Here is a 14,584-nt window from a genome sequence, read left to right on the forward strand (position 1 = left end):
TAAATTTTAGTTAACCTATTTTCATAATTCTCCTTCTTCATAATTTTCTGCGGCTGTTGTCATAACTTTACCACTTTTGGATAGACTGTGACTATTTTTGGCTACATTAAGCACCTCAATCGTTTGAGTTAAACTGGCAACGGTGGGGTATTCTAATAAACTGTGCAAAGACAATTCTACCGAGAAAACATCCCGTAAACGAGAAATAACTTGACTCGCCAGTAAAGAATGTCCTCCTAGTTCAAAGAAATTGTCATGAATTCCAATTTGAGATAAATTTAACACCTTTTGCCAAATGTTAGCAACTTGACGTTCAGCTTCCGTTCTGGGTGCTATCAATTCGTTATTTTCTTTGCCTTGGAGTTCCTTGAGTAATTGCCGCTTATCAATATCTCCATTATCCTTGATAGGGAGGGATTGCCGCAGCACCAGGGGACATTTATAGGACGTTCCAAATCGATCTTTTAGACTAACATGATTAGGTAGATTGACCGATTGAACTGTAGATTTACGGGTGTAATAAGCCGTTAACTTTTGGCATCCTTCAGACCTAGATGTGAAACGATTAATCTTGCTATTACTCCCATCTAAACCGATTATTAATTGTCTTTGGTTGTGATATAAACTGGTTAGAAATGAGTCTAAACCTTGCCGTACTGTCATATCATAATACCCTTGAGATCGGGTTATGTATTGCATCTGATAACCTTGGCTAATCCCGGTTTCTTGCCAAGTTGTCCAACTATAACAATAACTGGGGAACAAATTCTTATATTTTTGATAGCTGTTCAAAGACTCAAGGAAACTATTAGCCGCCGCATAGGAACCCAAAGCCGCTCCTCCAAAAAAACTAGCCAAGGAAGAAAAACTAATAAAAACTCCCTGAGATTCTTTGAGGAGTTGATGTAAAACCCAAGTTCCTATTACTTTAGGACGAAGAATTGTCGATAAACCCTCTTGATTTTCGTCCAGAAGTAAACAATCTTTGTAAATTCCAGCCAGATGAATCACCCCATTAAGTTCTCCTTGCCATTGTCTTTTTACCTGTTCTACAGTCTGTTTAACTTGAGGGAAATTAGCCACATCTACCGCTTGATAAATTACTTCTCCCCCAAGGTTTTCTAAAGCTTGGAGATTTTTGATTTTTAAGGATAATTGATCTTCGGTTTTGAGGTACTCACTCCAAAGGTGTTTTTCTGGTAAAGGTGTTTTTCCAATTAACAGTAAACGAGCTTGATAATTTTTGAGCAAATACTGAGCAATTTGTCTGCCAATCCCTCCTAGTCCTCCGGTAATCAGATAAATTCCCCCTGATTTAAAGGGTAATTCCTGTTGGCTGTGTTGAAGTAAATTGACTTTTTCCAAACCTGCGATTAAACGTTTCCCGTTGCGATAGGCAATTTCTCTTTCCTTGGATAAAACGGATAGTTCTTGCAGCAGATAACTGACATTAATTTCGGTTTGATCCAGGGGTAAATCAACATGACGAGTATTTAACCAAGGAAGTTCTTGAGCTAGGGTTTTGATCAGTCCTAAAACTGGAGATTTTTCATAGGCAATTTCATCGGTTTCTATGACAAATTGACTATAACTAGAAACAAATAGCAATTGAATTTTTGAGTTAAAATCATGAGTTTTAGCTAAGGCTTGAACTAGGAATAATAAATCATAAGTCCCTTTTTCTTGTGCTTTTTCTAACTGTTCAATTGTTGAAATTTCTCCCTGATAGTCTTGATAAGTACCCAGATGAATAATATTGACAAGGATAATTTTTTGCTCGGATAAAGATGCCATTAACTGTTGATAATGATTGGCTGTCCCGGGTCTGAGGGTATAGCAATTTTGACTGATTTGAGAAAATTCTTCCGCTGCTAAAACCGTGATACAGGGTAAGTTTTGACCTTGGATTTTTTCTGCTAAAGATGCTCCTAAACCCAAGCAATCCAGAAAAATTAAAGTACAATACTTGGAAAGTTCTGGTTTTAAGTTAACTGGAGATCGAGGTTTCCAAACTTTCTGGTAAAACCAATCAGGAAGGGTTTGAGCATTTTCTAACAAAATATCTATTTCTTTTAAAATAGAATTAAATTCTCCATTTCCAAACCGTTTTGTTAATTGCGATCGCTGAATTTTACCAATGGAAGTTTTAGGAATTTCAGTTTTATTTAAGGGGATTAAATATTCAGGATTAACGCCAAAACTGTTAATTACTTTTCGTCTAATCTTTTTCAGAAGTTCCGCTAGATGCTGGTGGTCAAAGGTTTCTACACTAAAAAATAAAGCTAATTGATCGGTACTATTCCTAGGATCATAAACAGCACAAGCGGCGGTGTAGGACACTTCTACTTCTTCAATAGTTTCCACTACAGTTTCAATTTCATGGCTATAATAATTCACTCCATTAATAATAATGGTTTCTTTACTTCTTCCAGTAATGACTAAATGACCGTTACTAATAAATGCTAAATCTCCTGTCTTAAACCAGCCATCTTTTAAGAAAGCGTCTTGATTCGCTTCTGGGTTTTTATAATACCCCGGTGAAACTGCATCTCCTTTAACTTGTAAATGACCAATGGTTTCTTCTGGTAATAGGGAATTATCAGTATTAACAATTCTAATCGATATACCCGGAATGGGTAATCCTAAATCCGTAAAGGTTGCACCGTTGGGATGTTCAGGATGGACTCGTTTTAAGGAAGAATTCAAGGAGGATTTATCAACCGTATGAAAGAGTAATGGCTGTTGTTCTGTAGGCTGATAATAGGTAATCCCTGAACCCATTTCTGCCATCCCAAAAGCAGGACGCATCGCCGTTTTTTTCAGATTATATTGAAGATGAAGGGTGTTAATAAATTCTCCAACTGCTTGACCAGAAACGGCTTCACCCGCTGCTAAAAAGAATTTGACACAATCTAAATTCCAATTTTGATCCGGTTCTTTTTTTAAAGCTTCATTGATCAAATTATAGGCAAAATTAGGAGCCCAACTATGGCTAATTCGATATTGATCAATTAAATCTAACCAATTCAAAGGACGACCTAATATATATTCAGTTTGAACATAAACCATTTGGCATCCTAACTCGACACAGCGAATATTCCAGTCTGAAATACTTCCAATATGATCAAAAGGAAGCCAATTAAGAATAATATCGTCGTTTTGATGTTCACAAATTATGTTTGTTCCTCGCGCACGAGAGATGACATTTTTATGGGTTAATGAGATACATTTCGGTATTCCTGTACTGCCTGATGTGAGATTAAAGAACGCGATATCATCCGGTTGACCAATAGGAGGCTGATGGGGAGAATGAGTTTTTAATTCTTCAATAAAACTCAAGCTTAAGGGTTGATTAGGCAACCATTGTTCTAAATATTTTATCTCTTGCTGACGGGATTGATTTGTGATAATAATAGGTTCATCTAACAACTGCCAAACTTGAGATATTTTATGAATTTCATTATTAAAATCTTTATAGCTGGGTGGCACTGAAATAATAACAGGAATAAATCCCCCTAAAAGACACCCCCAAAATGCGGAAATAATATCATAGTTTTCCGATAGCTGAAGAATCACTTTATCTTGAGCTTGTAAACCCTGCTTTTGTAATCCGGCTTGTATTTGTTGAGCGTCTTCCCATAATTGTTGATAAGACTGAAAAACTTCCAATCCATTAGATTGAATATAAATAATCCCTTTATTTGAATGATTTTCAGCAGCTTTTTGGAGGATTTCTGCCAAGGTTTTCGGTTGAAGTTCAGATTCTTCTAAAAGCTGTCCGTGACTGATTCCAGCTTGAGTGTTAGAAGTGTGAATCCCCAGATGAATCGGGGTTTCAGATTTTTGATGATCATTTTTTTTCTCTATTTTTAAGGGCAATAAGTCCGATAGATGTAGGGGTAAAATTTTGATTTTTTTGGAAGTCATGACAGCGGCAACTTGATCAATATCTGACAAAGAGCGTAGTTTTTCTTCTGTTTTCTGAACTTGATGATCATCGATAATTTCAATATTCTTTAATGCAGTTTCATCGACATCACCGCTATCGGTTAAGGGTAAACTGGAAATCTGCACATAGATATTAGGTAGAAGATTGTCCGGTAACTGAGACTGTAAATCGGAGGACAATTGTTCAGAATTCCAAGCTCCAGAGGAAACGATATAGGCGACTAATTCATCCTCTCGTACCATAAAATAGCAATCTTCAATTAAGGGATTTGATAAAAAGACTTCTGCTAATTTATGACAATTTAATTGTGGATTTTTGTGTTCTGTCCTCATACCTAAAATCCTCGTTTTTGTGTACATCTTGCCAATTCAATTCTGAATTTCATCACTGTCTGAGCTATCACATAATAGCTCATTCGGGGTACGATAGTCAAGACATTATCGAGGACGATTGTTAATCAAGTTTACGGCTCTTTCTATTTCCTCTGGCTTAAGGATTTTAAAATTCCTTTTCTTGGGAAAGAATTGTCTTAACAGTCCATTAGTATGCTCGTTTAATCCCCTCTCCCAAATTTTGTAGATGGTTTCTTGACATCCTGACCGCCGTAAAACGGACGGCGATTCCCAAAACTCACAATTTGGGTTTCTGCTTCATAGATGACATGACATCCCAGCAAGACGGCTATTTGCCGTTGAGATAAATTTACCTCTTGACCAAGTTGGTAGAGCAAGTTTCTTTGTTCTATGTTAAGATGTTGAGGGCTTCGTTTTTGGGTCTGATTTGTTGTTGTTAAAGATCAGAATATACCTGATGAGCCTTTCTCTGTCAACTCTTAAGGTTGATGTGTTTCATTTTTGAATTGGCGAAATAAAAAATGACAGAACAAGCTTGGTGGGTACAAAAATGGCTAGAACTACTCGATTCCTATCGCTTTAAAAAACGCTTGGAACGAGCTAGACTGTACGCTAGAGAGGGCAATGTTTTAAGTATTGACTTTGAAGACTCGCAAGTTATTGCCAGAGTACAAGGCAGTGAACCAGAGCCTTATATAGTGGATTTATCCCTAGCGGCTTTTAGTGATGAAGAATGGGATTATATTATTAAGCTTCTCTCCAAAAAAGCCATTTATTCCGCTCAATTGCTCACCGGACAAATGCCCGATAATATCGAGCGTGTTTTTATTGATAGTGGGGTGAATTTATTTCCCTTTTCCCTGGCCGATATTCGCTCCCGTTGCACCTGTCCCGATCAAGCCAACCCCTGCAAACATATAGGAGCAGTATATTATCAATTGGGTGATCGTTTTATTGTCGATCCCTTCCTGCTTTTGCAACTGCGCGGCCGAAGCAAAAGCCAAATTCTGGAAGCTTTACGGGAAAAACGCTCCTATTCCTCTGATAATCAACCTTTAGCAGTCAGTGAACCCCCCACAGTAGTCGAAAAAACTGCCCCCGACAGCACTATCGATCGCTTTTGGCAGTACGATGAGGAGCTAGATCCCTCCCTCGTTGTGATTACGCCGGGGAATGAAAATCAAACCATTCTCGACATTTTAGGCAATTTTCCCCTCGCTGCCCCCGAATCAGATGCCATAGAACAATTTTTAAAACCAATTTACCGGCAAATTCCCCAAGAAGCGATGGCGATTGCTTTACAGTAGGGGAATTTGAGGTATAAGTAGCTGGTTATAATTAAATTAAAAATGGATTTTAGGTTCGATCCTCCCTGCCCCCCTTGATAAGGTAGGGTTGATTCAAGGTAGGGTTGATTCAAGGTAGGGTTGATTCAAGGTAGGGTTGATTCATGAATCAACCCTACCCTTGATAAGGGTGGTGTCTGATAATTTTTAACGCCTACCTACTTATCTAAGTATCTCTTGCCTGTTGCCTCTTGCCTATCCTAACTAGGAAGTTAACTTTACCTTATTACTTAGCACACAGAGTTAATTTTGTCAAGCAAAATTCTGACCGCATCGATGATCACATCCGGTTGATCCATCCAGACAAAATGACTACTTTTATCCGCTTGTATTTCCAGAAAATCTCTGGATAATTTGCCTAATTCTAGGTGCATCTCCTCCCGGAGTTGGTTGGCACTTTTTAGGGGAATAAAGCGAGTCCAAAGGGAAGGTTTAAAAAAAGAATTAGCTTTAATACTAACTATCGGTAAATTACCAAAATTTTTAGCCTCACTCACCTGACGAGCGCTTTGGTCGAGATTAAACATTTCTCTACTCATCGTCATCCAGTGTTTAGCGCGACAGAAAGAACGCTTAACTCGATGACAAGAATCTGGGGAAAAGCGACGCAATTCTGGTTTTAATAATTCAAAAACTCCTAGAACTCTCAGAACTCGGATAATGCCTAAAATTGAGCCAATAATCGACATCAAAAATCCAGAGATGAAAAATAATTTTAATGCCTTTAATGCTGGCGACATTTTCAGCATTCCTTTGTCGTGTAAACCATCGGTGAGTACCAAACCTACTACTTTTTCTGGGAACAGATGAGCATACAGTCGAACATTATAACTGCCAAAAGAATCACCAACTAAAATATAAGGTGGTTCTATTTTTGCTTGGGTTAGTAATTGATCTAATTCCCGAACAATTTGGTAGCTGGTTCGGGGATAGGGACTAGAATCGCTCCAACCATAACCGGCTCGATCATAAATACAAACCCTAGCTAATTGTGACAATTCTTCTATCAAAAAATATCCCTCAATTCCCCCTAAACTATGGTCAATAATAATAGTGGGACTAGCCTCTCCTGCTAGACAAAAATGTAGGCGATATTTACCCAGATTAATCAAATTACCTGGCGGTGCTTTTTGTTCTTCTAACCAAACAGATAACGTCTGATAAACTGTCGTCGCTACTAGGAGAATTACTCGAATTGATAAAGACATAACTACACCTCTTGTAAAAATCAAAAATTCTCGTGGTTGCTGGACAATTAAGCATGAATAATCATCAATTATACTAAATCCGTTGAGTAACGCACAGAAAACGGGTTTCTCCGAGAAACCCGTTTTCTACTCATGCACTCATGCAAAAAGGGGAATAAATAATCAGTCTTTAATAACCAGATTTAGTATTAAATGGTCGATTTAGCTGTGATTAAAAGAGAGTGCCAGCATTGCAGCCAAAATCTAGTACAAATAAACGCCTGTCCCATGATTTTGAGCCAAGTATTTCGGCTCTCCCCAGTTTGGCGGGTAAAATGTATTCTAAGATACAGTTTTGCGGGCGAGTGAGTGGAACGAACCACAGAGACACAAAGGACACAAAGATCGATCGCTACTATATAAGTTAAACTTATCACGCAAAGAATAAGAGAGCCGTATTTCTAGTCAATTAAGCATAAATACTTAAAATACCCTCAAATGCGAGCTGCTACGCAGTGCCTTCGGCATCGCATTTAGCTAAGAAAAAGCGCTTAATAAGTTGTTAAATTTCGAGAACAACATTAGCAGTATGCTGAAAATTGGCGAAAACCATTAAGATCATAGACCGAGTTTAATCTTATGCTAGAGAAAATACTATACGCTGATTCCGGCGCAGGTCAAACCCAAGAAATGCTACAAGCATTGATGGATCTCCCCGCTATCCGGAAAGCGTCGATTACCATTCTCCGGGTTGTTCCCCCTCAGATTACCACCGAAGCTCTGGCCAGTAAATGGGAAGAGGGGACCCAAATGCTGACTAAAATCCTGCAAGAAGTCAAAATTGAACCCAGCAAAGTTTCCACTATTCTGCGTCAAGGAGATCCCAAAGATACCGTCTGTCAAGTTGCCGACGAAATCGGTGCCGATTTGATCCTGATGGGTTCCCGAGGACTGAAGCGACTGGAGGCAATTCTAGAAAATTCCGTCAGTCAATACGTCTTTCAACTGACTAATCACCCGATGTTATTGGTAAAAGACGATATTTACGTCAAAAAAATCAAAAAGGTGATGGTAGCTCTCGATAAGTCTAGCTCGGCTGATTTAGCTCTCGATCTGGCTATTTATCTCCTGCGGGATTATCCTTCAGCAGAGTTAATTCTGGCCCGCGTCAACCCCGACTTAAAACCGGAATTTGCCCCCACTTCCCCCAAAGAAATGGAAGAAAACCCAATTTTAGGGCCAGCAGTGGCAAAAGTAAAACGGATGAATATACCCTATCGCTGCGTGGTGACGGGGGGTAAACCGGGAGAACAACTCTGCAAACTCGTCGATGATTATAATGTGGATCTCTTACTGTTGGGTTCGCCCGATCGCCGTCCTTCTGTGGCTAAGAGTTTACCGGATCTCGATCGCCTTCTCGGTACTTCCCTCTCGGATTATGTGCGGGTTAATGTCAATTGTCCCGTCCTTTTAGCTAGAAAAGAAGGGATTTAGTCCTATTGGGTGTAGGCAGGTAAGTCTTGACTCATTTGATTTAAGTTGCTGGCAATGGCTTTCATCGTCATAAAAGCCGAGCTAAAGGCGATTAGCTCATTTAAAGGATAACTTCGACTCTCAACCCCCAAGCTCAGTAATTGCTTCTCAAGAGATTCAATTTCTTCGATGAGCAATCCTAACTTTGGTGGGTTGAGAATGACCTGGGCAGCGATCGCAGTCTGTTGTGCGATCGCTAAAATAATCAGCCATTTTTACTTTTTTGGTGAGGACGGTGGGCAGACGTTTGGAGCGTTTTGCCCGTAAATATGCACCGATATTACCCAGTTCAATTTTCAGAACTTCTCGATAAAGGAAAAGGATGGCGTTGAGGGCTTGGTTTTGGGTGGCGGCGGCAACGTTTTTATCAACGGCAAGATGGGTCAAAAAGGACTTGATCTCTTCTTTTCCCATCTCACGAGGATGTTTTTTCTGATGGAAGAGCAGATAACGCTTAATCCAGTCCAGATATGTTTGTTCGGTGCGGTAAGCTAAAACGCACTTAAACCACCTAAAATAGAAATAGTAATTTTAGAAAAATACTACTTATGCCAGCCAAAGATTTCCTAGATTTAGAAGAAAAGAAAAACTTACAAAAAGCTCTTAAAGAAGAAGAAAGAGCAGAAGTGAGGTAAAGAATTTTAATGTTTCTCTTGCTGAACGACGGAAAAACTCAACGAGAAATAGCTGAGTTTATTGGTTGTTCACTCAAAACAGTCGGGAGCATCTTACTTATGCAATGAGTATTAATATTTATAGCAGTCAAAAACTAGAAAATATTGAACTTGATCACAAAGAGAAATGAGATTATAATAGTTAGACTCTCTTGGATTTGGTGGGTAAAATGTATTCTAAGATACAGTCCTGCTGGCGATCGCAACGCGCTCGCTACGCGAGACCGAGTGGAAGGAACCACAGAGACACAGAGGACACAAAGATTGATCGCTTCTATAGTAAGTTAAACTGATCACACAGAACCTAGAAGAGCCATTAGAGTTCTTCACGTTTATGTGTGTGAAGCTTTGTTAAGAATTAAGGCAACCCCTTAAAATACAAGGGTGATGAGACCATACCATATTCCCTGTAAGACTGTTATCACACAAGATCCATAAGAGCAAAGTTAGTACATAAGCACCTCTAATTGTTCAAATTAAGCTATGGATGATGCACACAAAATCCGAGAATCTACAAAAAGATTGGGCAGGCAACAGAGACTTACTCTTGAGTCGCTATACGAGTCCTCTCAACCCATAATGATATTTAACCTTGATTCTACAGAATCTCAACAAACTTTATCTAGCCTTCAGACTAGAGGGCTTATTGAATTAAGGGAAGATCAAGTTCTCCTCACTGAACTGGGTCAAGCTGTTTGCGAGGCTTGGCAAGAACAAAATGATGAGGAATCAGATTCCTTGTCTGAGACAAATGGTGAACAGAAAAAAGAGTCACCCAGGTCAACTCAACTAAAACAGGCAAAGCTTGAAAAGAGTAATCAGTTTTTAGAACTTTATAAACAGGGATTAAGCTTTCGGGATATTGGTGAGCAGCATGAGTTAAGTAAACAAAGAGTTCATCAAATTCTTATTGATAATCCTGCATTCCATGAATATTTGAAAGAGCGTAAGGAAGCAGCAGCATCAGCCGAGCAGGAAAAGAAAGAACGTGCCAGGCAAGAACTCTATTCGAGAAGCTTAGCTGCACTTTATCCAGAGCGCGTCGCAGAATTATGGGATTATGAGAAAAATGGAGATCTAAAGCCCGAAGATGTTCCTGCCCGAACTTCACTCCAGGATGTGTGGTTTAAATGTCCGATTGATGGGCATTCCTGGAAGCAAAAGCCGAAGGGCATTACTACAAGCTGGACGAGAAGTGGAACCAGTGGATGTCCGATGTGTGCAGGTAGGAAGAAAAAGGCAGAAAAACAACCTGCCCTTACAGAAGTTTATCCGGAACTTATTAGCCAATACTGGAATTACGAAAAAAATAATAACAAACTTAACCTAGATCCAGAAAAATTAACTCTTGGAAGTAATAAAAAAGTATGGTTCAAATGTCCTCATGATGGAAATGAGTGGCAAGCAAGCATTAACTCAATAATAGATCAGCAGTGGTCAGAGGGTAATGCCGGTTGTCGAGTCTGTAATGGTACTGCTGAACGCAAGCAGGGTGAATGGCAACGTAGAGATCCAATAGCAGTTGAGTTTCCTGAAGAAGTCGCTAAGTATTGGTTCTATGAAGCTAATAATGAACTAGGACTTGAGCCAATGAAGTTAACTATTGGATCAAGTAAAGAAGCTTTCTTTAAATGTCCTATTGATGGTCATGAATGGGTAGCTTCTCTTACCTCAATAAAGATTTCTTGGAAAAGAGGAAATAGTGGTTGCCCAGCGTGTAGAGGATTAGTTGCTACTGAGACTACATCATTATTAGCTCTGTATCCTGAGTACGTATCTCAGTATTGGGATTATGAAAAGAATAACAAACTAGACATATTTCCTGACAAGGTAACTAAAGGTTCCCAGAAGGAAGCTTGGTTCAAATGCCCTATTGATGGGTATGAGTATAAATCTAAGATAACGAGCATTGTCAGAGCTTCTTGGAGTGTAGGGAATAGTGGTTGTGCTCGTTGTGGCTTAGGCTGGACTTTAGAAGCGATCCGTCAATTCGTCGCTAGTTTAGAAGTTCATATTCCCAATCTGACTCAAGCGGAGTTATATAAAATCTTTGAGCAATCAGGGGTTTTGGATACGAAAAATGCTGAAGGACTCAAGCTTGTAAAAAATATTATTAAGGGCAAGCTAACAGGACAGAAACTTAGAGATGTAATTCAAGGCAAGGAAACAAAAGTTTCTGAGAATGAAATTGATTCAGTTGATATACTCAAGGCTGATACTGAATTACAAATTATCGATACTGCTCCGTCATTAGATATATCTGGAGCATCTCAATTTTTTGAAGCAAGCAGTGATTCTCAAGATGAGCTTGATGAAGCTGGCAAACTACCACAAATAAAAGTACAGAAAAGTCTGGAATTTTTGAGTAGCAAGATTATTGCTTCAGCCGATCAAGAGGCAGTTGACTTCTTTATTGCTTCAAGGCGTAATCGAATTTGGGCAGAAGTTTTTGAAGATGAATCTGCCGTCGGAGCAATTGAGGCGTTTACAGACGAGGGTTATGGTCGTCAGGTGAGAGATCAATTTCTTGACGAATACAACCAAGCGCGAGATATGGCAATTCCATCAGGTTGGGCATTTCGAGTTGATGGCAAAATCACACCCCCCAACTTGATGCAAAAGCTAGCTGCGGTAAGGCTACGGAGTCAGCAGCGAATGTTAAATCTCTCGTTGACAGGCACAGGTAAAACAATTGGTGGCATCCTTAGTAGCCGCATCATTGATGCCCATCTCACAATCATTATCTGTCCATTAGATACGGTGCCAAACTGGCACGGAGAAATTAAGCATGTTTTTCCAGATAGCCGAGTAACTATCAAAAATTTTAATCCTCATTGGACAGATGTTGAAGGAGGACATCACTATATTCTCCTAAATCATGAGATGTTCCAGCAGCCCTCAACCCCTGTTCATATTCGGCAACTTCTAGAACGATATCAAATTGACTTCATCATCGTGGATGAGATTCATCGTTGTAAACAACGGGGCGATGATCCTTCTAAACGGCGACAGATGGTGCTTGCTCTGATCACTAACGCAGCCGAGAAGAACCCTGATCTTCATGTCCTTGGAATGAGTGCAACTCCTGTTATTAACAATTTGAAAGAAGGTAAAAGCCTGGTTGAATTAGTAACGGGTGTAGAGCGATCTGATTTGAGTGAGAAAGCTACGCTTAACAATTGTATGCGCTTGCATCAAGCGTTTGTAACTCTGGGAATTCGTTCTAGAGTCAAGCCTAAAATCAACATCAAGAGGGTTACACTTCCAGTAGATTGTACTTACTTAGTGGATGAAATTCGGGAAGAAGGCACATCCATCTTAAAAATGGAGCAAATCCTTACTCGTGCCAGAATTCCAGCAATTCTCAAGGAACTCCGCCCAAAAACTATCATTTATACGCATTATGTTGAGGGTATTGTTGATCAGTTAAAAGAGGCGATTGAGGCGGAGGGATGGACTGTTGGTTTTCACATGGGAGGGGATAAGAGTGGTCGTAACGGTTTTATTGATGGTTCTATTGACATTCTGATTGCCAGTAGTGCTATGGCTACTGGTGTCGATGGTTTTCAGCGAGTCTGCGATCGCTTGATTCTGAATATCCCACCCTGGACAAGTGCCGAATTAGAGCAGTTAGAAGGACGATTAAATCGGCAGGGGCAAGTTCATGATACTCTCACAATCCTCATGCCTGTGACTTATGGTTTAGATGATGGAGAACGGTGGAGTTGGGATGAAGGGCGATTAGCGCGATTGCAAAACAAGCAGACGGTTGCTGATGCTGCGGTTGATGGCGTAATGCCTGAAGGTCAGCTACGTAGTGAATCCCAAGCATTTAGAGATTTGCGTAAATGGCTGGAACGCCTGAAGTCAGGTGAACAAAAATCAGTCATTCGCCCTAAAATTTTCGTGCCACTTCCAGATGTTGACCCATCAGATGTTAGACGCCGTAATGTTCAATACGGTGACTTTAGCCGTATGAATGCTCGTTGGAGTAATAGCTACAGTCACACTACTTACGAACGATTACAAGGCAATCCAGAAGAGTGGATGCAATACCATACGCTTTATCAAGAAGCTCGAAAAACTTGGTCAGTTATTCCTTATGAGGAGGCTATCAGGTGGCTTCAGAAACGCTCTGATTTAGTTGTGGCTGATTTTGGTTGTGGGGAAGCATTGATAGCTAAAGCTCTCATCGGCAAGCATACGGTTCATAACTTTGATTTCATTGCTATCAATGATGCAGTTACTGAGTGTGATATGGCTCATGTGCCATTGGAGGATAGCTGTCTGGACGTTGCTATGTTCAATTTGTCACTTATAGGCTTGAACGTTGGTGATTACATTCGAGAAGCATCCCGTACACTCAAACTTGATGGACAACTTTGGATTTACGAAGTAACTTCCCGTATTAAAGATATTCAAGGGTTTGTCAGAGGTCTTGAGACAGCAGGGTTTAGAATAATTGAAAACACTGAGGTATGGAAATTTCGGTATATTCGAGCAATTAAATCAGAGGAGGTTGCTCTCTCTCAAATCAAGGTGCAACTGTAGTGCTTCGAGCAGGCTAACAAACCTGCTGGAGCGGACTGTTGGAAGATATCGGTTGTGTTGCAAAGGCTATTTGCAGCCGTTCAGCAGGAACGTTAGACAGATTCTAGTGCGATCGCCTCGCCCGTAGGTTGGGTTGACGCAAGGAAACCCAACATCAATCAACTCATAACAGAGTGCGATGCCGAAGGCACTGCGTAGCAGTGCGATCGCCGATCTTGTAGGGTGCGTTAATGAAATGTAACGCACCTTATCTAATGTTCAAAATTCGTGCGTTACGCTGACGCTAACACACCCTACTGGACTGACACAGCTAAAATAGGGCAATAGATAAGCTAAACTGAGGACATCAATCATGGGAAGAGGTAGGCGAGATAAAGTTCATCTGACAGTCGCACAACGAGAAAACTTTGAACAAATCAGTGGGGGAGGGTTCATAACAGAGTACGCTAATCGGCATAACACGCTTATCGTAATATTATACGGAAAACTTCTCGCGATCGCTCCATTTGAGCGTAATATACAGAAAGATTCTTTAAAAAATGTGTATTTGGCGTGATATACGGAAAATTTCCGCGTAATATATAGTTAGACACCCAGTTCTAGGTGAGAATATAATCTAATTTGTTGGGTTCTTCGGTTTGTGTTATGTAATGGACGGGGGTTATAAGAGATGGAACCCTTATAGAGAAAGACATTGGACGATTTTTGTCAATTGTTTTTGATCTAGAGCGAGCTAATCAGTGCGATCGCCGATCTTGTAGGGTGGGTTAATGAAATGTAACGGTGCGATTCTTTTCTAGGGGAATAAATAGCCTAGAGTAGCCTGTAGGTTGAACTTCGGCCGTGAGCTTTTGCCGAACGGTTGACGCAAGGAAACCCAACCATATCAAGTTTGCTGTGAGGTTCCGCTGTTGCTACAATTTGATCCCACATCCATAATTCTATCAAGCTAAAATGGAGTGCTATCTAGAAGGAACTTATGATGAAATAC

The 14,584-nt window shown here is 40.1% G+C and carries 7 protein-coding genes and 3 pseudogenes; 4 read left to right on the forward strand and 6 right to left on the reverse strand.

Annotated elements, in window-relative coordinates; translation table 11 throughout:
- Positions 1–21 precede the first annotated feature (21 nt).
- From PX481_RS02535 to PX481_RS02540, 3 genes and pseudogenes are all read right to left on the reverse strand, one after another.
- On the reverse strand, positions 22–4,281 hold the full coding sequence (locus PX481_RS02535; protein ID WP_288023391.1) for a non-ribosomal peptide synthetase: 4,260 nt from the start codon (positions 4,279–4,281) through the stop codon (positions 22–24).
- A 36-nt stretch (positions 4,282–4,317) separates the two neighbouring features.
- Positions 4,318–4,533: pseudogene (locus PX481_RS30020) on the reverse strand (transposase); the annotation flags it as partial.
- Entirely contained in the window at positions 4,503–4,679 is a 177-nt protein-coding gene (locus PX481_RS02540) for a hypothetical protein (protein WP_288023389.1), read from the reverse strand. The gene PX481_RS02540 and the pseudogene PX481_RS30020, both read right to left, overlap by 31 nt.
- A 144-nt stretch (positions 4,680–4,823) precedes the next feature.
- Between PX481_RS02540 and PX481_RS02545 the strand changes: the two genes are divergently transcribed.
- Positions 4,824–5,609 (forward strand): SWIM zinc finger family protein, encoded by a 786-nt coding sequence (locus PX481_RS02545; protein ID WP_288023388.1) that lies wholly within the window; start codon positions 4,824–4,826, stop codon positions 5,607–5,609.
- Positions 5,610–5,878: 269 nt separating this feature from the next.
- Here PX481_RS02545 and PX481_RS02550 read toward each other — a convergent pair whose 3' ends face one another.
- Positions 5,879–6,856 (reverse strand): alpha/beta fold hydrolase, encoded by a 978-nt coding sequence (locus tag PX481_RS02550; protein ID WP_002760468.1) that lies wholly within the window; start codon positions 6,854–6,856, stop codon positions 5,879–5,881.
- 618 nt (positions 6,857–7,474) lie between these two features.
- Between PX481_RS02550 and PX481_RS02555 the strand changes: the two genes are divergently transcribed.
- A complete protein-coding gene (locus PX481_RS02555; RefSeq protein WP_193957080.1) occupies positions 7,475–8,329 on the forward strand; it encodes a universal stress protein in 855 nt (284 codons plus the stop codon).
- A 2-nt stretch (positions 8,330–8,331) separates the two neighbouring features.
- Here the strand turns inward: PX481_RS02555 and PX481_RS02560 are convergent, their stop codons facing one another.
- Positions 8,332–8,505: a hypothetical protein gene (locus PX481_RS02560; protein ID WP_002760464.1), complete on the reverse strand. Its 174-nt coding sequence runs from the start codon at positions 8,503–8,505 to the stop codon at positions 8,332–8,334.
- A pseudogene (locus PX481_RS02565) lies at positions 8,486–8,851 on the reverse strand (site-specific integrase); the annotation flags it as partial. The gene PX481_RS02560 and the pseudogene PX481_RS02565, both read right to left, overlap by 20 nt.
- A gap of 65 nt (positions 8,852–8,916) precedes the next feature.
- Between PX481_RS02565 and PX481_RS02570 the strand changes: the two are divergent.
- Positions 8,917–9,087, forward strand: a pseudogene (locus PX481_RS02570) (helix-turn-helix domain-containing protein); the annotation flags it as partial.
- A gap of 438 nt (positions 9,088–9,525) precedes the next feature.
- Entirely contained in the window at positions 9,526–13,593 is a 4,068-nt protein-coding gene (locus tag PX481_RS02580; protein ID WP_288093512.1) for a zinc-ribbon domain-containing protein, read from the forward strand.
- Positions 13,594–14,584 lie beyond the last annotated feature (991 nt).

The organism is Microcystis sp. M53603_WE2, from assembly GCF_030065435.1.

Excerpts from the sequence above, each read along its gene's own strand:
- PX481_RS02535 (WP_288023391.1), bottom strand. The coding sequence starts at position 4,281 with ATGAGGACAGAACACAAAAATCCACAATTAAATTGTCATAAATTAGCA.
- PX481_RS02545 (WP_288023388.1), top strand. The coding sequence starts at position 4,824 with ATGACAGAACAAGCTTGGTGGGTACAAAAATGGCTAGAACTACTCGAT.
- PX481_RS02550 (WP_002760468.1), bottom strand. The coding sequence starts at position 6,856 with ATGTCTTTATCAATTCGAGTAATTCTCCTAGTAGCGACGACAGTTTAT.
- PX481_RS02555 (WP_193957080.1), top strand. The coding sequence starts at position 7,475 with ATGCTAGAGAAAATACTATACGCTGATTCCGGCGCAGGTCAAACCCAA.
- PX481_RS02580 (WP_288093512.1), top strand. The coding sequence starts at position 9,526 with ATGGATGATGCACACAAAATCCGAGAATCTACAAAAAGATTGGGCAGG.